Origin of the sequence: Paraburkholderia sp. SOS3 (genome assembly GCF_001922345.1) — a bacterium.
Lineage (GTDB): Bacteria > Pseudomonadota > Gammaproteobacteria > Burkholderiales > Burkholderiaceae > Paraburkholderia.
Genome location: NZ_CP018812.1, coordinates 2,624,768 through 2,649,532 on the forward strand (window position 1 = coordinate 2,624,768; position 24,765 = coordinate 2,649,532).

General features: G+C 64.3%; 19 protein-coding genes and 1 riboswitch. Of the genes, 7 read left to right on the plus strand and 12 right to left on the minus strand.

Annotated elements, in window-relative coordinates; all coding sequences use genetic code 11:
- Positions 1–10: 10 nt before the first annotated feature.
- The gene (locus BTO02_RS31720; protein ID WP_075160929.1) at positions 11–754 is read right to left on the minus strand and encodes a CbtA family protein; all 744 of its coding nucleotides are present in this window, start codon (positions 752–754) and stop codon (positions 11–13) included.
- Between the two features lie 14 nt (positions 755–768).
- Positions 769–996, minus strand: a complete 228-nt coding sequence (locus BTO02_RS31725; protein ID WP_075160930.1) for a CbtB domain-containing protein — start codon at positions 994–996, stop codon at positions 769–771.
- A 39-nt stretch (positions 997–1,035) separates the two neighbouring features.
- A riboswitch (cobalamin riboswitch) is annotated at positions 1,036–1,180 on the minus strand.
- Between the two features lie 56 nt (positions 1,181–1,236).
- Here BTO02_RS31725 and BTO02_RS31730 point away from each other — a divergent pair.
- Positions 1,237–1,842, plus strand: coding sequence for a histidine phosphatase family protein (locus tag BTO02_RS31730; protein ID WP_075160931.1), 606 nt, complete (start codon positions 1,237–1,239; stop codon positions 1,840–1,842).
- A 141-nt stretch (positions 1,843–1,983) separates the two neighbouring features.
- Here BTO02_RS31730 and BTO02_RS31735 read toward each other — a convergent pair whose 3' ends face one another.
- Positions 1,984–3,216 carry a dienelactone hydrolase family protein gene (locus BTO02_RS31735; protein WP_075160932.1) on the minus strand — a complete coding sequence of 411 codons (1,233 nt, stop codon included), beginning with the start codon at positions 3,214–3,216 and terminating at the stop codon, positions 1,984–1,986.
- Between the two features lie 477 nt (positions 3,217–3,693).
- Between BTO02_RS31735 and nirB the strand changes: the two genes are divergently transcribed.
- The 5 genes from nirB (at position 3,694) to BTO02_RS31760 (ending at position 11,069) form a co-directional block, all read left to right on the plus strand.
- On the plus strand, positions 3,694–6,126 hold the full coding sequence (nirB, locus tag BTO02_RS31740) for a nitrite reductase large subunit NirB (RefSeq protein ID WP_075161583.1): 2,433 nt from the start codon (positions 3,694–3,696) through the stop codon (positions 6,124–6,126).
- A 28-nt stretch (positions 6,127–6,154) separates the two neighbouring features.
- Positions 6,155–6,490 carry a nitrite reductase small subunit NirD gene (nirD, locus tag BTO02_RS31745; protein WP_156884042.1) on the plus strand — a complete coding sequence of 112 codons (336 nt, stop codon included), beginning with the start codon at positions 6,155–6,157 and terminating at the stop codon, positions 6,488–6,490.
- Positions 6,491–6,541: 51 nt separating this feature from the next.
- The gene (locus BTO02_RS31750; RefSeq protein ID WP_083615484.1) at positions 6,542–9,232 is read left to right on the plus strand and encodes a nitrate reductase; all 2,691 of its coding nucleotides are present in this window, start codon (positions 6,542–6,544) and stop codon (positions 9,230–9,232) included.
- Between the two features lie 90 nt (positions 9,233–9,322).
- Entirely contained in the window at positions 9,323–9,898 is a 576-nt protein-coding gene (locus BTO02_RS31755; RefSeq protein WP_075160935.1) for an ANTAR domain-containing response regulator, read from the plus strand.
- Between the two features lie 13 nt (positions 9,899–9,911).
- On the plus strand, positions 9,912–11,069 hold the full coding sequence (locus BTO02_RS31760; protein WP_075160936.1) for a CmpA/NrtA family ABC transporter substrate-binding protein: 1,158 nt from the start codon (positions 9,912–9,914) through the stop codon (positions 11,067–11,069).
- A gap of 106 nt (positions 11,070–11,175) precedes the next feature.
- Here BTO02_RS31760 and BTO02_RS31765 read toward each other — a convergent pair whose 3' ends face one another.
- The 5 genes from BTO02_RS31765 to BTO02_RS31785 all read right to left on the minus strand — a co-directional run bounded on the left by BTO02_RS31765 (position 11,176) and on the right by BTO02_RS31785 (position 18,703).
- Positions 11,176–12,888 carry an IlvD/Edd family dehydratase gene (locus BTO02_RS31765; protein WP_075160937.1) on the minus strand — a complete coding sequence of 571 codons (1,713 nt, stop codon included), beginning with the start codon at positions 12,886–12,888 and terminating at the stop codon, positions 11,176–11,178.
- Positions 12,889–12,994: 106 nt separating this feature from the next.
- Positions 12,995–14,341, minus strand: a complete 1,347-nt coding sequence (locus tag BTO02_RS31770; protein WP_075160938.1) for a TolC family outer membrane protein — start codon at positions 14,339–14,341, stop codon at positions 12,995–12,997.
- The gene (locus BTO02_RS31775) at positions 14,334–16,454 is read right to left on the minus strand and encodes a peptidase domain-containing ABC transporter (protein ID WP_075161584.1); all 2,121 of its coding nucleotides are present in this window, start codon (positions 16,452–16,454) and stop codon (positions 14,334–14,336) included. The genes BTO02_RS31770 and BTO02_RS31775 overlap by 8 nt, the downstream gene beginning before the upstream one ends.
- Positions 16,455–16,456: 2 nt before the next feature.
- On the minus strand, positions 16,457–17,656 hold the full coding sequence (locus tag BTO02_RS31780; RefSeq protein ID WP_075160939.1) for an HlyD family secretion protein: 1,200 nt from the start codon (positions 17,654–17,656) through the stop codon (positions 16,457–16,459).
- Between the two features lie 93 nt (positions 17,657–17,749).
- The gene (locus tag BTO02_RS31785; RefSeq protein WP_075161585.1) at positions 17,750–18,703 is read right to left on the minus strand and encodes a hypothetical protein; all 954 of its coding nucleotides are present in this window, start codon (positions 18,701–18,703) and stop codon (positions 17,750–17,752) included.
- 582 nt (positions 18,704–19,285) lie between these two features.
- Between BTO02_RS31785 and BTO02_RS31790 the strand changes: the two genes are divergently transcribed.
- Positions 19,286–19,966 carry a response regulator transcription factor gene (locus tag BTO02_RS31790; protein ID WP_075160940.1) on the plus strand — a complete coding sequence of 227 codons (681 nt, stop codon included), beginning with the start codon at positions 19,286–19,288 and terminating at the stop codon, positions 19,964–19,966.
- 78 nt (positions 19,967–20,044) lie between these two features.
- Here BTO02_RS31790 and rhaS read toward each other — a convergent pair whose 3' ends face one another.
- The 4 genes from rhaS to BTO02_RS31810 form a co-directional block, all read right to left on the minus strand.
- A complete protein-coding gene (gene rhaS, locus BTO02_RS31795; RefSeq protein WP_075160941.1) occupies positions 20,045–21,076 on the minus strand; it encodes a rhamnose ABC transporter substrate-binding protein in 1,032 nt (343 codons plus the stop codon).
- Positions 21,077–21,145: 69 nt separating this feature from the next.
- Positions 21,146–22,171, minus strand: coding sequence for an ABC transporter permease (locus BTO02_RS31800; protein ID WP_075160942.1), 1,026 nt, complete (start codon positions 22,169–22,171; stop codon positions 21,146–21,148).
- Positions 22,164–23,222 (minus strand): ABC transporter permease, encoded by a 1,059-nt coding sequence (locus BTO02_RS31805; protein ID WP_075161586.1) that lies wholly within the window; start codon positions 23,220–23,222, stop codon positions 22,164–22,166. Before BTO02_RS31805 ends, BTO02_RS31800 begins: the two co-directional genes overlap by 8 nt.
- Positions 23,219–24,748 carry a sugar ABC transporter ATP-binding protein gene (locus tag BTO02_RS31810; RefSeq protein ID WP_075160943.1) on the minus strand — a complete coding sequence of 510 codons (1,530 nt, stop codon included), beginning with the start codon at positions 24,746–24,748 and terminating at the stop codon, positions 23,219–23,221. Before BTO02_RS31810 ends, BTO02_RS31805 begins: the two co-directional genes overlap by 4 nt.
- Positions 24,749–24,765: the final 17 nt, after the last annotated feature.

Here is a 24,765-nt window from a genome sequence, read left to right on the forward strand (position 1 = left end):
AGCCACCCGTTCAACCCGCGAGGCGCCGCTGCGGCCGAGCGGCGCGCGACACGCGCTGCAAGCGTTCGGCGAATGCTCCGAACAGCAAGCCGAGCGCCGTCCACAACACGGCCTGCATGCCGAGTGCGGCAACACGGAACTTCCACAGCACGACCGCCGGAAACGCGGCCGGCACCTCGTTGATCTCCGGCAAACCGGCTTGCACGGCCGCGATAATCGCAATGAATACGAGCCCCGCGAGGATCGACCCGTTCCATACGCCGAAGCGTGCAATCGCGCGGCGGCGCACCTTCATCGAAAACACGAGCGCGGTCAGCGAAATGACGATCATCAGGAAGTACAACCCGGTGCGATAGCCGATTGTCTGCGGGTCGCCGACCGACGGCGGGTTTGGCGGATACTTGAGCGCCGGCACGATCGCAATCGCCATGAATGCGCCGAGCGCGAGCCATGCGGACAGTTCGCGCACACTGAGCTTTTTGGCGCGGCCGTAAAAATACGCGAAGGTCAGCGCAAAGAGCCCGCCCACTGCGGCCCCATACACGACCACACCGGTGAAGAGACCGAGCCCTGCCTGGGTGCCGCGGCTCACGAGTTCAGGCTCCGGTGCTTCGCCCTTCGCCGCGTCGGCTTTTTCCTCGAATGAAATGGCCTGATCGACCTGCGGCTCACCGGCCACGCGTGCCAGACCGAACGTGAGCAACCCCGCGGCGATGCCCGCGAGCATCCCGCGCACCAGCAATTTACCTACCATGGTTCGCTCCTGCGTCAGTGGCAGGGGAAGCCGAGCAGATGGCGGCCGTCGTGCACGAATTCGTGCACGTACATGCCGGGGATCAGCGATGTCGCGCCCTCTTCCGCGCCGACGAAATAGAGCGCAAGCAACAGCAGCAGGCCGCCGAAGACAACCCACGGCAATAATTCGCGCAGCGGAATGGGGGTGGGCTCGGCGGCGGGTTCGAGTGTGTCGAGCGGCTTGAAAACTGCGTCGGACATGACGGATATCTCCCTGGGGTTACGCGCCCCGATAGACGATTGCAGAAAAGGCACGAAGCTGGGTCTGACTTCCGGACCAACGATGTGGCCGATTACAGTGGCGCGACCGCGCCGGACTTGCACCGGCTTCCGCGCTTCGAGTAGCGCTCATTCTACGCGCTAAACTGTGCGACCCCCGAGAGCTTTTCGCGGGCCGCGCAAAACAGCGCACCCTGCGCATGCAGATGCACATGGAACGACATGCAGACACGTCTCTGGTTGGTCAGCCACGCGTCGACCGCGGCACAACGCAGCGCGACGTTCGCAGACACGAACGAGCCGCTCGATGCGCGCGGTCTCGCCGAAGCGAACGCCTTCGCTCAGCGCGTGCGCTTCGCACTCGACGGCGTGGACGAAGTACGCGTGCTGACCAGTCCTGCAGCGTGCGCGCGCGACACGGCTCGGGCGTTCGGCTTCGATGCCACCGTTGCCACCGAGCTTGCCGATACGGACTACGGCGAATGGCAACGCATGCGCGTCGCCGAGATCGCGACGCAGGCGCCGCAGGCCCTGGACGCGTGGCTGCGCGATCCTGCTGCAGCGCCGCCGCGTGGCGAGTCGTTCGAAGCGGTTCTGGCACGCGTCGGCGCATGGCTCGACGCGCTAGCGAGCAATGACCCGGCCGGTCGCGCGGTCGTCGCCATTACACATGCGGCCGTGCTGCGCGCGGCGCTCATCCATGTGCTGCACGCGCCGCCCGCCGCATTCACGCAAATCGAAATTGCGCCGCTCACAACGATCGGGCTGCGCAGTTCGAAGCGCGGCTGGACGTGGTGGCCTCATGCGCAAGCGAATCCGCACCCGTAACGCAAAAAACGCCTGACACGCAGTGCGCCTTGTCCAAAGGGCCGACAGACGATTCGGTCAATGTCGCTTCAGACGGCGCGCCCGTATCGTCGCGCACCACCTCGCAAGCCGGCGGCTGCGCGCATCGCGGAAAAACCCGCTTCAACCGGGCTTATCGTCTCCGCCGCTCATTCGCGGTATCAGCGAATCGCTTGGCCGCGCAATATCGAGCACCTTGCGCGCCGACTGGATGCCAACTACCGGCAAACCCTCGGCATCGAGCATGCCGATCTGCGCAAGCACGGTCGCCTGATCCCAATACACATGCAGGTTGTCGATCTTGTCGCCGCGAAAGCAGATCACCGCGACCATCGCGACTTCGAAGTATTTGCCCGTCGGTGCGACGCCGGGCAGCATCCAGTGCATCTCGCACGTGTGCGTACAACGAAACACGAATTCGTCGACGATCCGGTCGACGCCGACCGTAAACGACACCGGCACATGCTGCGCGTCGGGTGGAAACGAATGCATGAACTCTTCGATATAGAAGCGCTTGAGTTCCTCGTGGCCGACACCCCCGGTCATCGTCGGCACGTCGTTGAAGTAGGGATCGTCGACCATCGTCGCCATCACGGCCTCGGCGTCGCGCGTGACGTACTTGTGATACGAGTGCCGCTTCCATACGCGTTCGATGGCATAGATCGGCCCCATCGTCTTCTTGAGCAGCGACAACGAACGCGAATACGACAACGCCGCCGACGGACGGTCGAATTCGGGGCCGGGCACGGTAAACGACTCGCCGCAGTCGTATTCGTGGATCGTGACCCCCGGCTTGTACTCGAACGCCGCGCGAATCTTGCCGCGCACGAGCACGTCGTGCGCCGACGAAATGCGCCCCGACAGATGCAGCACCACCGGGCAGCGCAGACGGCGCGCCTCGCCGAGGTGAGCTTCGAGCGCCGCGCCGCAGTAGCCGACCGCACAGTCGACGTCGGTATGCGCTGCCGCGAGCACCGCGAGCGTACCGCCGGGTCCAAAGCCGAGCACGCCGACCTTGCCGTCCTGCGCCGGATGTTCGCGCAATGCTTCGAAGGTCGAATTGATGTCGTCGATCGCATGATCGATCTCGAGAAGCCGGTTACGTTCGCGTGCGAGCGCGGCGTCGCCGCCGTAACGGTCGAACGACTTGCGCGGCGAGAGCCGCCAGTAAAGATCGGGCACGACGACCACGTAACCTTCTTCGGCATAACGCCGCGCCATCGCTTTGATGGGCTCGTCGATGCCATAGTCGTCGTGCAGCAGCACGAGCCCCGGCGCCGGTCTATGCGCGGGCAATGCGAGATAGCCTGTGAAACTCCGGCCATGGCTCGCGGCAATTTCAATCAAATCGTCCATCGTCCATCTTGTTGTCACACCGGCCTGTAATGTGTGAAAGCCCGTCGTATGGAGAACGTGCAGACAAAGCACTTATTCCAGCCGTCATCGATCGGAAAGCAAAAAACATTCGGGCATCGCATCGGCGCGTTCTCGCGCTAATTCAGTGCATCGCTGATTTCGCGCACTGCTGCGGTGCAATACAAAAGTCGTGACCGGCGCGCCAAATGCCTTGCCGGACAAGGAATTGCCGCTTTGCTGCTCAATGGCACGACCGTTGCTTTAAGCGGTGAGTTGCCTGCAAAGACGCGGGCGGCGCAAGCGGAACCAACGTTCGCCATCGGCGAACGCGATCCGCGCAAGATACGGCCGCAAACGCCCGCAACAGAGCAACGCATGAAGCGGAGTTTCGGCAGACAACAGTCGGGCAATGGCGTTCGACGTGCGCTGCATCGGGTTTCGCCCCCCGCTGCGCGATACCTCGGCAGAACGGACATCATGAGCAAACCCCGACTCGTCGTCATCGGCAACGGCATGGCCGGCATTCGCACGCTCGAAGAACTGTTGACGATCGCCCCCGATCAATACGACATCACGGTCTTCGGCGCCGAACCTCACCCGAACTACAACCGCATCCTGCTGTCGCCAGTACTGGCCGGCGAGCAGAGCTTCAACGACATCGTGCTCAATCCGCTCGAGTGGTACGAGCAGAACGGCATTCATCTGCACCTGGGCAAGACCGTCGAGAAGATCGACCGCGTGCGCCGCAAGGTGATCGCCACCGACGGCACCGAGGCGCCGTACGAGCGTCTGCTGATCGCGACCGGTTCGACGCCGTTCATCCTGCCAGTGCCCGGCAACACGCTCAAGGGCGTGATCAGCTATCGCGACATCTACGATACGCAGACGATGATCGACACGGCTGCGGTGAAACGTCATGCCGTCGTGATCGGCGGCGGCCTGCTCGGGCTCGAGGCCGCCAACGGTCTGAAGCTGCGCGGCATGGAGGTGACCGTCGTGCACCTCGCCGACACCTTGCTCGAACGGCAGCTCGATGCGACCGCGGGGCGCCTCCTGCAGCGCTCGCTCGAAGCACGCGGCCTCAGGTTTCTGCTCAGCAAGGCGACCGCGGAAATCGCGGGCAACGAAGCAGGCGAAGTGACCGGCGTGATCTTCAAGGACGGCGACGCGATTCCCGCGGACCTCGTCGTGATGGCAGCAGGCATCCGCCCGAATACCGCTCTCGCGGAAGCAGCGGGCCTCTACTGCAATCGCGGCATCGTCGTCAGCGATGCGCTGCAGACCTACGATCCGCGCATCTACGCGGTCGGCGAATGCGTAAGCCATCGCGGCATCGCGTACGGCCTTGTCGCGCCGCTCTTCGAACAGGCCAAGGTCGCGGCGAACCATCTCGCGCTGATGGGCATCGGCAGCTACAAAGGATCGGTGCTGTCGACGAAGCTGAAGGTAACCGGTATCGACCTCTTTTCCGCGGGCGATTTCATGGGCAGCGAGGGCACCGAGGAAATCGTGCTGTCCGATCCGGCGGGCGGCGTCTACAAGAAACTCGTGATCAAGGACGACCAGCTCGTCGGCGCATGCCTGTATGGCGACACCGCCGACGGCGCCTGGTACTTCAGGCTGCTGCGCGAAGGCCGCAAGCTCGGCGAGCTGCGCGACCACATCATGTTCGGCGAATCGAGCGTCGGCGATGCGGGCGTGCAGGGACAAAGCCGCGCCGCCGCGATGGCCGACAGCGACGAAGTGTGCGGCTGCAACGGCGTATGCAAAGGCACGATCGTCAAGGCCATCACCGAAAAGGGCCTGTTTACGCTCGACGACGTGAAGAAGCACACGAAGGCGTCGAGCTCGTGCGGCTCGTGCACGGGGCTTGTCGAACAGATCCTGATGAGCACGGTCGGCGCAAACTTCCAGGAGCCGCCGAAGACGAAGGCCGTGTGCGGCTGCACCGATCGCAACCACGGCGAAGTGCGCAAGGCGATTCGCGACCACCATCTGCTCACGCACCGCGAGGTCTACGACTTCCTCGAATGGCGCACGCCGAATGGCTGCGCGACGTGCCGCCCCGCGATCAACTACTACCTGCTGTCGACCTGGCCGCGCGAAGCCGTCGACGATCCGCAAAGCCGTTTCGTCAACGAGCGCGTGCACGCGAACATCCAGAAGGACAACACCTTCTCGGTGATCCCGCAGATGAAAGGCGGCGTGACGAACTCGGCCGAACTGCGCCGCATTGCGGACGTGGCGGACAAGTACAACGTGCCGATGGTCAAGGTGACGGGCGGCCAGCGGATCGACCTGTTCGGCATCAAAAAGGAGGATCTGCCGCACGTATGGAAAGACCTCGGCATGAAGTCGGGCCACGGATACGGCAAGTCGATCCGCACCGTGAAAACGTGCGTGGGCAGCGAGTTCTGCCGCTTCGGCACGCAAAACAGCACGCAGATGGGCATCGATCTCGAAACCATGCTCGCCAATATGTGGTCGCCGCACAAGACGAAGCTCGCGGTGTCGGGCTGTCCGCGCAACTGCGCCGAAGCCGGCATCAAGGACGTCGGCGTGATCGCGGTCGAAAGCGGCTGGGAACTGTATGTGGGCGGCAACGGCGGCATCAGGACCGAAGTCGCGCAGTTCCTCGTCAAGGTGAAGACGCCGGACGAGGTGAAGGAATACACCGGTGCGTTCCTGCAGCTCTATCGCGAAGAAGCGTATTACCTCGACCGCACCGTGCATTACATCGCACGCGTCGGGCTCGACTACGTGAAACAGAAAGTGGTCGAGGATGCGGCGAGCCGCAAGGCGCTCTACGAACGGCTGCTCTATTCGCTCGAAGGCCTGCCCGATCCATGGGAGGCGCGCATCGCGGGCATGCAGGAGAGCGAATACATCCCGCTCAAGGTAGTGGCCTGAAAGCGAACGCAACAGACCGGAAGGGAACATGACCATGGACATGCAAGTGAGCCGCGCGTGGACGCGCATCTGCACCGTTGCCGACATTCCGCCGCTCGGCAGCCGCGTGCTCGAACGCGCGAACGGCAATATCGCGATCTTTCGCACCGCCACCGACAACGTATTCGCGCTGCTCGACCGGTGCCCGCACAAAGGCGGCGCGCTGTCGCTCGGCATCGTGCACGGCGAGAGCGTGACCTGCCCGCTGCACGCGTGGAATATCGATCTCGCCAGCGGCGTCGCGAAAGCGCCCGATGAAGGTTGCGCGCGCCACTTTCCGGTGCGCGTCGATGAGGACGGCACGGTGTACCTGTGCCTCGAATAGCGCGCGAGACCTGATGCAATGAGCAGACGCAATCAGGCGCATGGAGGTTCGATGAAAACCGTCACCCGTTCCACCTGCTGTTACTGCGGCGTCGGCTGCGGCGTGCTGATCGAGGCGGAGGACGGGCGCATCACCGGCGTCAGGGGCGACCCCGAACATCCGGCGAACTTCGGCAGGCTGTGCAGCAAGGGGCTCGCGCTCGCGGACAGCGCGCGCAGCGAGACCGGCCGCATGCTGACGCCCGCCTTGCGCACGGCGCGCGACGAGCCGCGCCGCGCCGTGTCGTGGAACGACGCACTCGACACGGTCGCGCAACGCTTTGCCGACGTGATCGACGAACATGGCCCCGATGCCGTTGCGTTCTACCTGTCCGGCCAGTTGCTCACCGAAGACTATTACGTCTTCAACAAGCTCGCGAAAGGCCTGATCGGCACCAACAACATCGATACGAACTCGCGCCTGTGCATGTCGAGCGCGGTGACGGCGTACAGGATGGCACTGGGCGCCGACGGTCCGCCGACCTGCTACGAAGACCTCGAACTCGCGCAAACGGTGCTGTTCGCGGGCAGCAACATGGCGTGGGCGCATCCGGTGCTGTTCCGTCGGCTCGAAGCGGCCAAGGCCGCGAACCCCGCGATCCGCTGGATCGTCGTCGATCCGCGCCGCACCGACACGGCCGCGATGGCCGATCTGCATCTCGCGATCCAGCCCGGCACCGATGTCGCGCTCTTCAACGGCATGCTGCATCACCTGATCTGGGAAGGTCTCGTCGAGCGCGACTATATCGATGCGCACACAACCGGTTTCGCCGACCTGAAAAATCTGGTGCGCGAATTCACGCCGCGTGTCGCCGCCGAATTGTGCGGCATTGCCGAGCAGGACCTGCTGCAGGCGGCCCGGTGGTTCGGCGAAAGCCCCGCGGCGCTTTCGCTCTATTGCATGGGCCTGAACCAGTCGAGCCACGGCACCGACAAGAATCTCGCGCTGATCAACCTGCATCTGGCGACGCATCAGATCGGCCGTCCCGGCGCCGGCCCGTTTTCGCTGACCGGCCAGCCGAACGCGATGGGCGGGCGCGAAGTCGGCGGCATGGCGACCATGCTCGCCGCGCACCGCGATATCGGCAACGCCGCGCATCGCGAAGAAATCGCGCGGCTCTGGGGGCTGGCCGATGCGACGCGCCTGTCGGACACGCCGGGACTGCCCGCCGTCGACCTCTTCGAAGCGGCGCGCAGCGGCAAGGTCAAGGCGGTCTGGATTGCGTGCACGAACCCCGTGCATTCGATGCCCGATATCGCGAAGGTGCGCGAGGCGCTCGATCAGGCCGAATTCGTCGTCGTGCAGGACGCGTTCATGCAAACCGACACGGTGCCCTACGCGGACGTGCTGCTGCCCGCGGCGACGTGGGGCGAAAAAGCCGGGACCGTCACGAATTCGGAGCGGCGCATCACGCGCGTGCGCGCCGCCGTCGAGCCCGCCGGAGAGGCGAAGCCCGACTGGTGGATCGCAAACGAAGTCGCGCGCCGTATCGCGCACAAGCTCGAACGCGAGCCGCACCTGTTCGGCTTCGAGACCACCGAAGCGGTATTCGACGAACATCGCGCGCTCACGGCCGGCCGCGATCTCGACATCGGCGGCCTCAGCTATGCATTGCTCGACGCGCAGGGGCCGCAGCAATGGCCGTTTCCGCCGGGCCACGCAGCGGGCGATGCGCGCCGCTACACCGATGGCCGCTTCGCCACCGCGGACGGGCGCGCGCGCTTTCATGCAACGCGCTATCTGCCGGTGGCCGACGAGGTCAACGCGCGCTTTCCGTTCCGTCTGACGACCGGACGCCTGCGCGACCAGTGGCATGGCATGAGCCGCACGAGCCGCGTGGCAAGGCTGTTTTCGCATGCACCGGAACCGGCACTGACGATGCATCCGGGCGATGCCGCGCGCCGCGGTCTCGCGGAAGGCGACCTCGTGCAGGTGAAGAGCCGCCGCGGCGCCTTGGTGCTGCCGCTGCAGATCTCCGAGGACGTGCAGTCTGGCGCCGTATTCGCCGCGATGCACTGGAGCGGCCAGTTCGTCGCCAGCGGCGGCATCAACGAGACGACGCACGGCGCGGTCGATCCGCATTCGAAGCAGCCGGAGCTCAAGCATGCGGCCGTGCGCGTCGAACGCGCCGACCTGCCATGGCGCATGATCGCGGCACGCCGCGGCGACGCACTTGCGCTGCAGGCCGCGCTGCAGCCGCTGCTCGGGGAATGCGCCTACGCATCGGTCACATTCGATGCCGACGACCTGCTAATTCTGCGCGCCGCGCACACTGCTGCGCCGCAAGGCTGGCTCGAGCGCGTCTATGCGGCCATGGATTTGCCGTCCGGCGACGATACGCTCGAATACCGCGACGCACGGCGCGGACTTGACAGGCGCGCGATCTGGCGCGAAAACGTGATAGACGGCTTCGTGCTGGCCGGCGACACCGCAAACGGCGCCGCCTTGCTGGCAAAATTGCGCGACGCGACGCCGTGGAGCGGCCCGCGTTTTGCGGCATTCGCGGGTCTGCGCGCGGAACCGGCGGTGCGTGATCGCGTCGTGTGCGGCTGCATGCAGGTGAAGGCGTCGAGTATCAACGAGGCGATCGCGCATGGCGCGAGCGTGCCCGAACTGAAAGCGAAGCTCGGCTGCGGCACGGTCTGCGGCTCGTGCCTGCCGGAACTGAAACGGCTTGTCGACACGGCCGCTGTCGCAGGCTGACGCCGCAGGTGCGAAGGCAAGCACGAAGCAAAACGCGAAGTCCGACATGCGGCGCCGCCCCGCGCTACTGAAGAATCGAACTGGAAGACCATGCTGCGTGTACTGCTCGTGACCGATACCGACAAGCCGATAGGCGAATTGCGCGAAACGCTCGCGCAACTCGGCTACGAAATGCTGACCGGCACGGCGACGCCGCAGGCGCTGCATCGTACGGTCGAGAGCGAGCGGCCCGACGTGATCATCATCGATACCGAATCGCCATCGCGCGATACGCTCGAGCAGCTCGCCGTGATGAACGCGACCGCGCCGCGCCCGGTGCTGATGTTCAGCAACGACACGAACCAGCAGCTGATTCGCGATGCGGTCGGCGCAGGCGTCACCGCGTATCTCGTCGAAGGTCTCGCCACCGAACGCCTCGCACCGATTCTCGAAGTGGCGCTCGCACGCTTTGCGCAGGAATCGCAACTGCGCGAACGTCTCGCGCAGGCCGAAAACGAACTCGCCGAGCGCAAGCTGATCGACCGCGCGAAACGCGTGCTGATGGAGCGTCAGAAAATGACCGAGCACGCCGCGTATGCGACGCTGCGCAAACGCGCGATGGACCAAAGCATCAAACTCGTCGACGTCGCGCGCCAGATCGTCGCGTCGGCGGACTTGCCGGAATGACGATGGGCCGCTTATGACTGAATCTGCACACTCGCCTCTACCGGACGCGTCGCACATGGCGCCCGGCCGGCTCGAAAAAACGCATCTGCGTCTGGGCTTCGTCGCGCTCAGCGACGCGGCGCCGCTCGTAGCGGCGAAGCTATACGAATTCGGCCACGCGCACGGCCTCACGCTCGAACTCGTGCGCCAGCCCTCGTGGGCCGCCGTGCGGGACAAGCTCATCTCCGGCGATCTCGACGCCGCGCATGCGCTGTACGGCCTGGTCTACGGCGTGCAGCTCGGCCTCGGCGGACCGCAAACCGATATGGCCGTGCTGATGGTGCTGAACCGCAACGGCCAGGCCATCACGCTGTCGCGCCGCCTCACCGAAGCGCTCGCGTCGCATCGCACGCTGCCCGAAGCACTCGCGACGCTCGGCCGCAAACCCGTGTTCGCGCAGACGTTCCCGACCGGCACGCATGCGATGTGGCTGTACTACTGGCTCGCCGCACAAAACGTGCATCCGTTGCGGGATATCGAGAGCGTCGTGATTCCGCCGCCGCAGATGGTCGATGCGCTTGCGCAGGACCGGCTCGACGGGCTGTGCGTCGGCGAGCCGTGGAACGCGGTGGCACAGGCGCAAGGCGTCGGCGCGACGGCCGTCTATAGCAGCGAAATCTGGCCGGACCATCCGGAGAAGGTGCTCGCCTGCCGGCGCGATTTCGTGAGCCGTTTTCCGAATACATCGCGCGCGCTCGTGCAGACGATGCTCGAGGCGTGCCGCTGGCTCGACGACGACCGCCATTGCGCGGAAATCGCACGGCGGCTTGCGCAACCTGAATTTATCGGCGTGCCGGTGGAGACGATCGCACCGCGTTTGCAGCGTGCAACCGGGCACGATACGCGTTTGCCCATCCGCTTTTTCTCGGGCGGACAGGTGAACTATCCGCGGCCCGACGACGGTGTCTGGTTTCTGACGCAGTTCCAGCGTTGGGCAATGATCGACACGCGTGACGACTATGCGGAAATCGCCGCGCAGATCAACCAGACCCGGCTTTATCGCGAAGCAGCGCACAACGTGGGGGTGATCGTGCCGGACACCCAGGCACCGCAGGCGTTGATCGATGGGCGCGTGTGGGATGGCTCAAACCCGGTTGAATACGCCGACACGTTTGCGATTCGCGGCTTATGATCCGCTCGCGATCGACCGGGAATACGCGCCGTGCGCAGTGCGCGCCCCGGCGCACGCGCGCTTTCGGCGAAGACGCGTCGGCGATGGGGCGCGTGATTCGCGTCGCTCAATGCGAATCGCGCGGCACCGGCGCACCGCTGGCACCGACCAGAAAGTCGAGATCGGCGCCCTGATCCGCCTGCAACACATGCTCGACATAGAGCCGGTAGTATCCGCGCTTCGGCAATTCGGGCGCTTGCCACGCGGCGCGCCGGCGCTCGAGTTCTTCGTCTGAGACCTCGAGATGAAGCTTGCGCGCCTGCACATCGAGTTCGATCATGTCGCCGGTGCGCACGAGCGCGAGCGGGCCGCCCGCCGCAGCCTCCGGGGATACATGCAGCACCACCGCGCCATACGCGGTGCCGCTCATGCGTCCATCGGAGATCCGCACCATATCGGTAATCCCTTTTTGCAGCACCTTCTTCGGCAGCGGCATATTGCCGACTTCCGCGAAGCCCGGATAGCCCTTCGGGCCCGCGCCCTTTAGCACCATCACGCAGTTTTCGTCGATATCGAGCGACTCGTCGTCGACCTTCGCATGCAACTCCTCGACGTTCTCGAACACGACCGCGCGGCCGCGATGCCTGAGCAGCGATTGCGTTGCGGCCGACGGCTTGATGACCGCGCCGTTCGGCGCAAGATTGCCTTTGAGCACCGCAATGCCCGCATGCGGCTTGAACGGCTTCGCGAACGACGTGATGACCTGCTCGTTGTAATTCGGCGCCTCGCTCACGTTGTCCCAGATCGTCTTGCCGTTGACGGTCAGCGCGTCGCGATGCAACAGCCCCTGTTCGCCGAGTTGCCGCAGCACCGCGGGCAAGCCGCCCGCGTAATAGAAATCTTCCATCAGGAATTCGCCGGACGGCTGCAGGTTCACGAGGCACGGCACTTCGGAACCGAGTTCCCAGTCTTCGAGCGTCAGTTCGACGCCGATGCGTTTGGCGATCGCAAGCAGGTGCACGACCGCATTCGTGGAGCCGCCGATCGCCGCATTCGTGCGAATCGCGTTTTCAAATGCCTGACGCGTCAGAATCTTGTCCATCGTCAGATCGTCGCGCACCATGTCGACGATGCGGCGCCCCGCCATATGCGCAAGCACCTGGCGGCGCGCGTCGACCGCCGGAATGGCCGCATTGTGCGGCAAACCCATGCCGAGCGATTCGACCATCGAGGCCATTGTCGATGCGGTGCCCATCGTCATGCAGTGGCCGCGCGAGCGGTTCATGCACGATTCCGCTTCGACGAATTCCTCGCGCGTCATCGTGCCCGCGCGTACTTCCTCCGACATTTGCCAGACGCCGGTGCCCGAGCCGAGCGTACCGTCACGAAAACGGCCATTGAGCATCGGGCCGCCCGAGACGGCGAGCGCAGGCAGATTGCAAGACGCCGCGCCCATCAGCAATGCCGGCGTGGTCTTGTCGCAGCCGACCAGCAGAATCACGCCGTCGATCGGATTGCCGCGAATCGATTCCTCGACATCCATCGACGCGAGGTTGCGAAACAGCATGGCCGTAGGCCGCAAATTCGTTTCGCCGAGCGACATCACCGGAAACTCGAGCGGCAGGCCGCCCGCTTCGCGCACGCCACGCTTCACGTAGTCCGCCAGTTCGCGGAAATGCGCGTTGCATGGCGTCAGTTCGGACCATGTATTGCAGATGCCGATAACAGGCCGGCCGTCGAATTCGTCGTGCGGAATGCCCTGATTCTTCATCCACGAGCGGTGGATAAAGCCATCTTTGTCGTCCCTGCCAAACCAGCTCTGCGAGCGGAGCTTGCGCATGTCGCCTCCTATGTCTCTTTTGCGGTTGCCGTCTGTCGCGGCGAATATCGAGCTTACCGCATCGGGCTCGCGCCGGCAGAGGCGAATCGCTCGACAGGCATGCGCGTTATCCCTTAGCCGGCGCGGACAGATCGTCGCGCGGCCCGATCAGCAACGAGCCGATGGCGGCTATATCGTCGATATCGAGCGTCGCGGCGTCGGCTTTCAATTGCAACAGTGCGACGATCGTGTCGTAGCGCGCGGCGCGCAGATCGCGCCGCGCCACGTAAAGCGCATTCAGCGTGCGCAGCACGTCGGTGCTGGTCCGGCTGCCGACCTTGTAGCCCGCTTGCGTAGCGTCGAGCGTGTTGCGGCACGCTTCGACGAAGTCGATCAGCATGCGGGTCCGCTCGCGCCCCGCCTCGTAGCGCGCGAAGCTTTCGCGCGCAGCCGCCTCGGCATCGCGCTGCGCGGACAACAGACCGTTACGCGCCTTATCCTCGAGCGCTTCCGATGCCTTGACCTTCGACTGCACCTCGCCGCCGGAAAAAAGCGGAATGGTGACGGTCAGCATGGCCGTAGTCGTGGTGGTCGGCCGCGCATAGCCAGCCGCCGCGCCGGCCGGCGTATAACTCGCGGTCACGCCCGCTACCGGATAGTGCGCCGCGCGCGCCTTGGTCACGTCGTACTGCGCGATCTGCCAGTCGAGCTGCCGCATCTGCACGCCGAAGCCATGCTCGCGCGCCTGCGCCGCCCAGTCTTCCGGGTCCGCGGGCGCCGCCGCGGGCAGCGGCATTGCGCCACGCAAACGCGCAAGCGGTTCGAAAGGCGCGCCCGTCACCTGTTCGAGTGCACGGCGCTTCGCTTGCAGATTCACCTGCGCCACGCGCTGCTGCAGAACGATTTCGTCGCGCAGCGTGTGCGCATCGCGCAGATCGATTCCGGTTGCCTCGCCCGCATCGCGCCTGCGTTGCAATTGCCCGTATTCGGCGTCGATCGCGGCAAGGTAATCGTCGATGCGGCGCACTTCGTCCTCGGCGGCGAGTTCGTCGAAATACGCTTTCGCGGCACGAAGAATCGACGCCTGCTGCGCGCCGCCGAATTCGACCGCGCCGCGCGCTTCGACGAGGTCCGCCTGCCGGTAATTCGTCCAGCGTGTCCAGTCGAACAGCGGCTGGGTCAGGTTGACGCTCCATCCGCTTTGCCAGTAGTCGTTGCGCGGAAAGCCTTCCGTATCGATGCGGTTATAGCCGCGCCCCCAGCCGCCTGAGAGTTGCGGCAGCAGCGCGGCGCGCGCAATCGGCACGGCCTGCCGAGCGGCGTCATACGAGGCGCGTGCCTGCGCGACGCTTGCGTCGTAATCGACCGCCTGTTCGACGACGGTCAGCAAATCCACCGCATGCGCGTAGCCGCTGCCGCACAGCATCGCTGCGAGCGCGGCTGCGACACCCATTGCCCGACGTCGATCAACCATGCGTGGGCTCCATGTCAAGGTTCGCATTTCCCGCCGTTTCCCTCAGCAACGCACCATCGTGCAGTCGATAGCGAATTTCAAACGTGGCGGCCAGCGTCAGATCGTGCGTAATGACGACCACCGTGCAATCGAGTTGCCGCAGCAATGCGGCGATGTGCCGGACCGACGCCGGATCGAGATTCGAAGTCGGCTCGTCGAGCAGCAGCAGGCTGCGCCGCTGATACAGCGCGCGCGCCAGCAGAAGCCGCTGCCGCTGACCGGCCGAAATATTGGCGATCGTGTCGCTGATCACGGTGCGCGTGCGCATCGGCAGACGCATCACGTCCTCGAGCAGGCCGACCGCGGCGAGTGTGGCGTGCACGCGATCTTCGTCGACGCTCGCGGCAAACAGCGAAACGTTATCGGCAATCGAACCATGCAGAATCAGATCGCCCTGCCGCATATGCGCGGCGTGGCGGCGAATTTCGTCGACGCTCAGATTGCGCCAGTCGATACCGTTCAGCGCAATGCGCCCTTCCTGCAACGGCTCGGCCGCGGACAGCAGCTTGAACAACGTCGACTTGCCGCTTCCCGATGGGCCGACAATCGCAATCTTGTCGCCGCTGCGGATATCGATGCTCGCGTTTTTCAGCACGGGCCGATCGGAGACGCCATAACGAAACGTCACATCGCGCACCTCGATCTGCCGGAACTCGCGAACTTCCGCCGCTTTCAGGCTATCGGCAAGCGGCGTATAGCGCTCCGCCTCGCAGTCCGCGATATCGGCCACGCGCGCCACCGGCACGCTCAGCATCAGGTAAGCGAAGCCCGAGTTGATCGCGTGCGCGAAGCGCTCCGAGAGCAGCGACTTGTAGATGAGGAATGAATAGAACACGCCGGCCGAGACGGCGCCGCCCAGCATCAGGCGCGCGGCGAACCATGTAATTGCGATCGTGTCCGCATAATTGACGAGCTTCAGAATCGCATCGCGCGTATTGGTCAGGCGCGCGCTCGACAGCGTCGCCGCGATGTACTCCTTGTACTTCGTCATAAAGAGCGCGGTGCGGCGCGTCTCGCCCTGCGCAAGCTTGATCAGCGATGCGGCGCGGATCGTCTCGATCAGCGCGTCATCGCAACGCGCCGAACGCTCGACGACGAGCGCGTGCGTGTCGCGCATGCGCGCGAACATCGCTATCGCAATCGCGACATAAACGGCAAACATCGCCAGCGCAACGAGCGTGAGGCGCCGGCTTTGCATCAGCATCAGGCAAAGCGCCAGCACGCCGACGGTCACGTCGATGCATAGCGACACGAAGGTACGCGTCGCGTACACGCTGATTTCGTCCTGCGCCTTGACGCGCGCGAACACATCGCCGACGTGACGCTTCTCGAACCACGACATCGGATTGCGCAGCAGATGGCCGAGCAGCCCTTCCGTCGTGTTGATCCGCACGCGCCCGTGCAACAGTTCGACGAGCATCGTTTCGACATACTGACTCAGCGCACCCGCCGCGAAGATACTGGCGAACGTCAGCACCAGCACGTTCAGCAGATTCAGGTTGTCCGCCGCCACGACATAGTCGAGCACGAGGTTGCCCAGATATGGCATCGCGAGAATCGCAAACTGACTGCCGAGCGCGACGAACAGCACCTTCGCCAGATGTTGCCGCAACAATGGATTCAGCGCGCGCACGCGTGCAAGCGCAGCAGGAATGCGCGACTTCATGCGGATGCGCGGCAACGCTGGCGTCGGCGCGCATTCGAGCAGATAGCCCGAGACGCTCGCAACGAACGTATCGAGCGAGATGCGGCGCTTGCCGCTCGCGGGGTCGATCACCTGCACATAGCCGCGGCCGCATTTGTCGAACACGACGAAATGCGCACCGCCGAAATGCAGAATCGAGCCGCGCGCGATCGAATGCAGATCCGCGCCCGCATCGAAACGGTAGGCCTGCACCGCGAGCCCGAATTCGACGGCCACGTCATACAGGTCCATCAGCGAAAGACCGTTCGCCGAGATCGGCCGGAATACCGACAGTTCGCGCACCTCGGTTGCGCGGCCCAGATGGGACAGCACCATCGCAAGGCACGCATATCCGCATTCGGCCACTTCATTCTGGTAGATGATGCGCACGTTCACCCCCTCAACACGCGAAAGAGCGGCGCGAGTACCCACTCGGCAACCGTCCTGCGTTCGACCACGATGCTCGCCATCGCCCGCATGCCCGGCAAAATGTCGAAGTGCTGCCCCTCGAAATCGAACGTGCGGCCGCGCAGCGTCGCCCATGCCATATAGCTGTCGCCGGCCGGCCTGCCGGCATTCTTCGGATTGCCGCCCGGCGGTGCGGGCGGCTCCACCGTCGTATCGGACAAGGCATCGATGCGCGCTTCGTAGGTACCGAATTTTCCGTACGGAAACGCATCGAACTTGAGCCGCACGGTCTGGCCGATCCGGACAAAGCCGCGGCGCCGCGATGGAATCAGCAGCGCGGCACGCAAACGGCGATCGTCGCCGGTGGCGATGACGAGTGCGACGTCTTCAGGGGCAAGCATGCGTCCCGGCACGAGACTCGAGAACGTGACGACGCCTGCTTTCGGCGCGGAAATCGTCGTATCCTGGCGCGACTGCTCGAACTTCACCCGGATGTCCTGTACATCGCGGGCATGGCGCGCGTCGAGTTCCTTCATTTGCGCTTCGAGATCGGCGCGCGTGTTGCGCAATGAACCGATCTCGCCTATCAGCTGCGCGCGCCGCGCCCTGGTTTGCGCGACGCTCGACCTCGCCTGGTGCACTTCCGCACTCGCGTCTTCAACGCGATTCGCCGTGACGAGGCCGGTGGCCGATTCGAGCCGCTGCAGCTTGCGTGCCGAACCCTCGGCGAGCGCCTCGGTTTGTGCGATCTGTTCGTCGAGCGCCGGCAGTTCGGCGCGCCGGCTCGCCTCGGTCGCTTGCGTACCGTCGAGTTGCGCGCGTAGCTGGAGCTTGCGCTGTGCCCACTGCGCGTCGGCGGCCGCGAGCTGCTCGTCGCGCATGCGCGCATCGAAATCGAAGCGCTGGCTGCCATCGCTCGCGAGCGACAAGTCGCGCTGCACCCTGAAAAGCGGCGCGCCCTGCGCGATGTGCGCAGCCGGTTGCGCGTAAATCGACGTCACGAGTCCGCTGATACCGCGAATCTTCACTTCCGACGAGGACACGATTTCACAGGGCACATCCTGCTTGATTTCGATCTGATGGTTGAACGCGAAGATAACCGCGGCGACGGTCAGCAGCGACGTCGCATACGCGATCCATCGCCATGGGATATCGCGAAACTGGGGCAGACTCGTTGGGTCCATTCTTCCAAGGCAAAAGCCGGCCACGACAGGCCGCATATACAGGTGAAAAAGAGCAATCTCGTGCGCAAAACCGTCGAGCCGTCGAGCGCGGAATCAGCGCGACGCGCAGAACGCATAGATCGACGGGTGGCCTGTCACGAGTGAACGGGCGAAGTTATCGATCAACGCGCGCTCGATGCAGTCCGCAGCGCGCTGCGGCGCATCCGCGTTCGCGAGCGCGATCGCATCGCACTGTTGCGCGCCGAAGCGCCCTTGCTCGAAGCGCAAATAGAACGGCAACAGCCACGCATCGAGCGGCGCGCCGAGACGAAACACACCGCGATGAATACGCGCGGCGCGGCCGAATAATCGAACACCCACCGTTTCCATCGGAAAACGCGTGAACGAGTAAGGCGGCACATCGGCGAACAATACGACGACGCCATTGCGACGCAGCGAGCGGATCACACGCAAACCGAGACCGTTGCGGTTTTCGCCGCTGTTGGTATGCATCACGTCGATCGCCGGTATCATCGCGTCATCGTCGCCATACAGATTGCGCGGCACGCCGGAGACGACGCCGATCGACTCGAGCCCGAGCAGCCTGCGCAATTCGTCGACGACGTAGATGTTCGCGTATTGCGACACGTAGTGAAACGGCGCGACGATCACGGGCCGGTCGGGGGCTTGCGCTTTGAGCGCCGCGATTCTTTGCGCAACGGTCGCGGCAATCGCGTTCAGCTCCGGCCACGCCTCGGCGCGCCGCAACTGCCTGCCGAAATGCAGCCGCTGATCGATCAGCCTTTCGAGACGCGCACCAGCCAGCACGTCACGTCGCTTCAGGGACGGCAGCCGCAATACATCGTGTCCGGTTTCCCATCGCTCGAGTCCGGCCCAGCGCGCACGTGCATCGACGAGGCCGCGCAGCGTCGAGCCGGCAATGGCAAGACGCTCGATTGCGCGTAACGACAGACGGCACAACAGGCGCGCACGCATCCGGTAATGCCACGCCGCGATCCGGCGTAGCGCAGGCTTCAGCAAAAGCCACGGGGAAAGTCGGATTTTCATCGCTTCGATGCCCGGCAAGACGGTGTTGCCGCGGCGAACCCGTTAAGTCCGCCGCGGCGATGCGCCCGTTCCGAACGGTGCCTACCGGCTCAATGCTTCGCCGGTTGAGACGACGACGAAGACGACGAGCCCGCCACCTGCACCATCACCACCGTTGTCGATGAAGCGTACGTGGAAGGGCCTTTGTTGGCGCCGCCTGCAACACCGGCGGCAACCAACGCGTTGCGCTCGATTTTTTGCATGATCAGCTGCCCACCTTCACGATGACGACGGTCGTCGTCTTGGCCACGGACGAACCATGCTTGTTGCAACCCCCGGCAAGATTCGCTTGAATCAGTGCACTGCGTTCGATTTTTTGCATGTTTTTAACCTCAGAGTGGATAAGTACGACCATCCGGAAAACATTCGTTCGGAAGGCGTTCCGGACGGGCTGAAGTATCTGCAATGCAAATGCGCCGATCTATAGGATTTCTTCGATTCTTGCTCCGCGATCCGTAAAATATCGTCACTTTGCTGTACAAGCAGCGATCGAACGCTAGAATCGCCGCGTTAAGAAAGCCGCGGTCAGGCACCGCATCGAGCATGTTCGCCCCTTCGAATTTCCCCACTCCGCGCGAGCTTCGCATCGCCATCGCCGACGATCATCCGGTGATCCGTCATGCGGCCGCCGCGGCATTCGCCCAGATCCCAGGCATGCATATCGCTGCGAGCGTCGCTTCGGGTGCCGAACTGCTCGAAGCGCTGCACAGCGGGGCATGGGACCTGATCGTCACCGATCTGCTGATGCCGAGCGAGCAGATCGAGGGCGACGGCGTGCATCTCGTACGGCGCCTCAAACGGCTCCATCCGGGCATACCGATCATGGTGTTCACGATGGTTCGCAATCGCGACATCGTGCGCGAACTCGATCAGATCGGCATCGCGGGCATCGTGACGAAGTCCGAGAGCATCGGCGTATTCATGGAAGCGGTGCTCGACGTCGCGGTCCATCGTCAGCAGTACCGGTCGGCAGGCGTGCGGGACATTCTTCGCGGTCCGCATGCGACGATGCCCGAACCCGTCGTGCGCCCTTCGCTGACGGCAAGGGAATTCGAAGTCATTCGCCTTTATGGCGCGGGCCTCTCCCTCACGGAAATCGCGGCGCGCCTGCACCGCTCGATCTCCACGGTTGCGACGCAAAAGAGCAAAGCGATGCGCAAGCTCGGCATCGAAACGAACGCGGAGATGATCCGCTTCGTTCAGGCGAACCGGCTCATACAATAGAAAAGCCGCGCAGCAGACCTGCGCGGCTCATCTTTTACAACAGCGACCACCCAGTGTGCACTCGGGCTGCATCCGACATCAGAAGTTGAATTTGTCGATATTGCTCGCGTCGAACGTGGTTGGCGGCCCGAGAATGATCTCGCCGTTCGCGCCGATCGTGCGCTTGCCGAGCTTGCCCGCTTCGAACGATTCGCCTTCCTTGCCGCTGATGGTGCCCGATGCAAGGTTCGCCGCGGCATAAGCGGCGAGATAACCGAGCTGGCCCGGATCCCACAACTGGAACGCCTTGACCGTGCCGTTCTTCACGAACGCGCGCATCTGGTTCGGCGTGCCGAGGCCTGTCACCGCAACCTTTCCCTTGCTCGACGAGGTCGAGATATAGCGCGCGGCCGCGGCAATACCGACCGACGTCGGCGCGACGATCGCCTTCAGGTTCGGATACGCCTGCAGCAGACCTTGCGTCTCGACGAACGACTTCTGGTCGTCGTCGTTGCCGTAGGCGATCTTCACGAGCTTCATCTTCGCGTACTCGGGCTTTTTCAGCTCGTCCTGCATCCATTTGATCCACGTGTTCTGATTCGTCGCGTTCGGCGTTGCCGAAAGGATCGCGAACTCCCCTTCTCCTCCCATCAGCTTCGACACGAGCTGGATCTGTCCGCGCCCGATGCTCTCCGCGTTTGCCTGGTTCACGAACAGCTGGCGTCCGTCGGGCGCCGTGTCCGAATCGAACGTGACGACCTTGATGCCTTGCGACATCGCCTTCTTCAGATACGGCACAAGCGCGTTTGCGTCGTTTGCGGCAATCACGATGGCGTTCTGGCGTTGCGTGATCAACGTGTTGATGTACGAAACCTGCGATGAAGCACCCGCGTCCGACGGGCCGACCACCTTGCCGTCGCCCTTGAATTCCTTGATTGCCGCCATGCCGCCGTCGTCGGCGATCACTTCGTATGGGTTGTTGATCTGCTTCGGAACGAAAGCGATCTTCAGGCCGCTCCTGACGTCGGCCGCGTGCCCGGCGCTCGCGACGCCAAGCATCGCCGCGCATAACAGCGCCGCGGATAGCGCGGTTTTCGCCGCATGTTTCGCATACCGCAAAGGTTGATCCATTTGTCTGTCTCCTCGCTGGACTGAGCGGACCGTTCGGCCCGGGTTGTTGATATCGGTTACTACGCTCCCCTATCCGGCAATTTGCGAAGCCGCTGACTTCGCAAGAAAACGCCGGTCGCGCATCGCACGCCAGCGTGCCACGAGATTCGGAATCAGCACCGATGCAAGCAGTAACGCACCGGTCACGATGGTCAGCGTCTCGCTCGACACGTCGTCGAGCGTCAGTGCATTCTTCAGCACGCCGATGATCAGCAGCGACAGCAGCACGCCGAACATCGACCCGCGTCCGCCGAATATGCTCACGCCGCCGAACAGCACCGCCGCGATAACGGATAGCTCGAACCCCTCGCCGTTATCGCCGCGCGCGCTCGTAAAGCGCAACGTATAGACGACGCCGGCCAGTGCGCTCATTGCGCCCGACAGCACAAAGGCGGTGAGCCGGATCTTCGCGACTTCGATACCGGAAAAGGCGGCGGCCGTCGGGTTCGCGCCGATCGCATAGAGACTGCGGCCGAACGCGGTAGCCTGCAGCAGCACCGTGAACAGCACCGCGCAGACGATGACGATCACGAACGGCAGCGGAATAAACGTCGCGCCGAGCGTATCCATGCCGAACGCGGTGTAGCCTGCGGGAAAATCCGCGACCGCCCGATCGCCGAGCAGTACATAGGCAAGACCGCGAAACAGCGCGAGCGTGCCGATCGTCACCGCCAGCGACGGCAGGTTCAGCTTCACGATGACGAGCCCGTTCAATAGTCCGGCAAGCATGCCGAACAGCAGCACGAGCGCGATGACCGCGGGCATCGGCAAACCCATATGCCACAGCACGCCCATCAATGCGCTCGATGCGCCGAGCACCGATGCGACCGACAGGTCGATTTCGGCGGCGACGATAATCAGCGTCATCGGCAGCGCCATCAACGCGATCTCGGTCAGATCGGCGAGCACGTTCGACAGATTCGCACCGGTCAGAAACACCGGCGACAGCACGCGTCCAAGCAGCAGCGACAGCGCGAGCACGATCACGAGCAGCGTCTCCCAGCGCAGCGGCGTTTGCCGCTTGCGCGTGAGCAGCGCGGAATCGGGTTTAGCCATGATCGCGTTTCCTCATCATGCGTTTGGCGACAGAGCGGGCCAGCAAGGTATCGACGGTGATCGCAGCGACGATCAGCGCGCCTTCGATGGCCTGTTCCCAGAACGGCGACACATGCAGCACGACCAGCGCGATGCTGATCACGCCGAGCACCAGCGCACCGAGCGTCGCGCCAAGTATCGTGCCGACGCCGCCGGTAATCGCGACACTGCCGACCACCGCGGCCGCGACGACCTGCAATTCGATGCCTTTTGCCGTGCTCGCATCGACGGTGCCGAAACGCGCAAGCCACAGCGCACCCGCAAAGCCCGCGATGGCGCCCGACAACAGAAAGCCCGACATCACGCGGCGCTCGACGTTCACACCCGCGAGCCGCGCCGCCTCCGGATTCGAGCCGATCGCATAGTGTTCGCGACCGCCGCGAAAATGCTTCAGATAAACGCCGAGCGCGATCAGCACCGCGGCGGCAATCAGCGCAAGCGTCGGAATGCCGAATGCCACGCCGGTCGCGAGCCGGGAAAACGCATCGGGCAAACTCGTGGCGTTGATTTGCCCGCCATGCACCCATGCGTAGTCGGCGCCGCGGAAAATATAAAGGGTTGACAGAGTCGCCACGAGCGAAGGCACGCGGCCGACCGCAACGAGCAGCGCATTGATGCCGCCTGCAACGAGACCGATCGCGAGCCCCGCCACCAGCGCGACCACGACCGGCATATGCGGGAACGCCACGTACAGGCTCCCGACCGCATACGCGCTGATGCCGACTGTCGAGCCGACCGACAGATCGATATGGCGCATCAGGATCACAACGGTCATCCCGGCGGTCAGCAAGCTGATGATCGATACATTGAGCAGGACATCCCGCAGGTTTTGCAGATTCAGGAATTGCGGCTGCGCGAGCGCGGTGCCGACGATCAGCAACAGCAGCACGACAAACAGCGTCGTTTCCCGGCTTTTCGCGAGCGCACCGACGAAGCTGCCCGCGCGCGGCGCGGCGCGCATTTCGGCCGGCGTGCGGACCGGCGCGGCCTGGGTCGATGAATGGCGCATCATGCCGCGTGCCCCCACTGCGCGGCGCTTTGGCCGAGCGCCGCGCTCATGATCCGTTCCTCGCTCGCATCGGCGCGCGCGATTTCGGCGCTGATGCGCCCTTCGTGCATCACGAGCACACGGTCGGCCATGCCGAGCACTTCGGGCAGTTCGCTCGAAATCATCAGCACGGCCATACCGTTCTGCACGAGTTCCGATAGTGCGCCGTACACTTCGGCCTTCGCGCCGACGTCGATGCCGCGCGTCGGTTCGTCGATGATCAGCACGTTCGGATTCGTCGCGAGCCATTTGCCGAGCACGACTTTCTGCTGGTTGCCGCCGGACAGCGTACCCGCTGCCGCGCCTGTGTCTTCGGCCTTGAGGCGCAACCGCTTGCCCCAGTGCGTGGCCAGCGCCGTTTCACTGCGCGAGAAAATCAGTCCATGCCGAACGAGGCGTCCCAGCACCGTCATCGACGCATTGCGCGCGATGCTGAGGTCGAGCGCGAGCCCTTGTTGACGGCGGTCCTCCGGCACGAGCGCGAGCCCCGCGCGCACGGCCGCCGCGGGCCGCCCCGGCGCGAGCCGCTTGCCGCCGAGTCGGACCTCGCCCGCATCGTACGGATCGATGCCGAAGATCGCGCGCGCAACTTCGCTGCGCCCCGCGCCGACAAGGCCCGCCAGCGCGACGATTTCGCCCGCGTGGACTTCGAAGGAAATGCTCTTGAACACGCCGGTGCGCGTCAGATTACGCACCGCGAGCCGCACTTCACCGGGCGCGACGTCCGCTTTCGGGTAGAAGGTCTCGAGATCGCGACCCACCATCCTCGCGACGATCTGATCGGTGGTCAGCGCCGAGGTCGGCGCGTCGAATACTTTTGCGCCGTCGCGCATGATCGTGACGTGCTGCGTCAATGCAAATACTTCGTCGAGCCGGTGCGTGATGAACAGAATCGCCACGTCGCGTTCGCGCAGCTTGCGTACGATCGCAAAGAGCCGCTCGACTTCGGGCAATGACAGCGCGGCTGTCGGCTCGTCCATGATCAGCACGCTCGCGTTCAGCGACAACGCCTTCGCGATTTCGATAACCTGCTGGTCCGCGATGGAAAGCCCGCGCACGAGTTGATCCGCGCGCAGATCGACGCCGAGCGACGCAAGCAGGCCGTTCACTTCGTCGCGCATCGCGTCGTAGCGAATGCGGCCGACGCGGTCCACCGGCTGGCGCCCCATATAGATGTTCTCCGCAATCGACAGATCGAAGAACAGCGTCGGCTCCTGATAGATGACGGCGAGGCCCGCATCGCGCGCGTCGGCCGGCGTCGCGAAGTGCCGCGGCGCGCCGTCGATATAAAGCTCGCCTGTGTCGGGCTGGTGCACGCCCGCGAGAATCTTGACGAGCGTCGACTTGCCCGCGCCGTTCTCGCCAAGCAACGCATGCACTTCTCCGGGCCATAGGACGAGCGCGCCGTCGGCGAGCGCGCGAACGCGCCCGAATGATTTACTCGCGCGCTTCAGTTCCAGCCTCGGCACCGCGTCGGTGTGTTGCTGCACTGCGTGTCTCCTCCGGC

What these genes read in the sequence shown, in the direction of transcription:
- BTO02_RS31765 (WP_075160937.1), bottom strand. Translation starts at nt 12,888, where the DNA reads ATGCGCAAGCTCCGCTCGCAGAGCTGGTTTGGCAGGGACGACAAAGAT.
- BTO02_RS31720 (WP_075160929.1), bottom strand. Translation starts at nt 754, where the DNA reads ATGGTAGGTAAATTGCTGGTGCGCGGGATGCTCGCGGGCATCGCCGCG.
- BTO02_RS31785 (WP_075161585.1), bottom strand. Translation starts at nt 18,703, where the DNA reads ATGAAAATCCGACTTTCCCCGTGGCTTTTGCTGAAGCCTGCGCTACGC.
- BTO02_RS31725 (WP_075160930.1), bottom strand. Translation starts at nt 996, where the DNA reads ATGTCCGACGCAGTTTTCAAGCCGCTCGACACACTCGAACCCGCCGCC.
- BTO02_RS31780 (WP_075160939.1), bottom strand. Translation starts at nt 17,656, where the DNA reads ATGGACCCAACGAGTCTGCCCCAGTTTCGCGATATCCCATGGCGATGG.
- BTO02_RS31790 (WP_075160940.1), top strand. Translation starts at nt 19,286, where the DNA reads ATGTTCGCCCCTTCGAATTTCCCCACTCCGCGCGAGCTTCGCATCGCC.
- BTO02_RS31730 (WP_075160931.1), top strand. Translation starts at nt 1,237, where the DNA reads ATGCAGACACGTCTCTGGTTGGTCAGCCACGCGTCGACCGCGGCACAA.
- nirD (WP_156884042.1), top strand. Translation starts at nt 6,155, where the DNA reads ATGACCATGGACATGCAAGTGAGCCGCGCGTGGACGCGCATCTGCACC.
- nirB (WP_075161583.1), top strand. Translation starts at nt 3,694, where the DNA reads ATGAGCAAACCCCGACTCGTCGTCATCGGCAACGGCATGGCCGGCATT.
- BTO02_RS31760 (WP_075160936.1), top strand. Translation starts at nt 9,912, where the DNA reads ATGACTGAATCTGCACACTCGCCTCTACCGGACGCGTCGCACATGGCG.
- BTO02_RS31805 (WP_075161586.1), bottom strand. Translation starts at nt 23,222, where the DNA reads ATGATGCGCCATTCATCGACCCAGGCCGCGCCGGTCCGCACGCCGGCC.
- rhaS (WP_075160941.1), bottom strand. Translation starts at nt 21,076, where the DNA reads ATGGATCAACCTTTGCGGTATGCGAAACATGCGGCGAAAACCGCGCTA.
- BTO02_RS31800 (WP_075160942.1), bottom strand. Translation starts at nt 22,171, where the DNA reads ATGGCTAAACCCGATTCCGCGCTGCTCACGCGCAAGCGGCAAACGCCG.
- BTO02_RS31735 (WP_075160932.1), bottom strand. Translation starts at nt 3,216, where the DNA reads ATGGACGATTTGATTGAAATTGCCGCGAGCCATGGCCGGAGTTTCACA.
- BTO02_RS31755 (WP_075160935.1), top strand. Translation starts at nt 9,323, where the DNA reads ATGCTGCGTGTACTGCTCGTGACCGATACCGACAAGCCGATAGGCGAA.
- BTO02_RS31770 (WP_075160938.1), bottom strand. Translation starts at nt 14,341, where the DNA reads ATGGTTGATCGACGTCGGGCAATGGGTGTCGCAGCCGCGCTCGCAGCG.
- BTO02_RS31750 (WP_083615484.1), top strand. Translation starts at nt 6,542, where the DNA reads ATGAAAACCGTCACCCGTTCCACCTGCTGTTACTGCGGCGTCGGCTGC.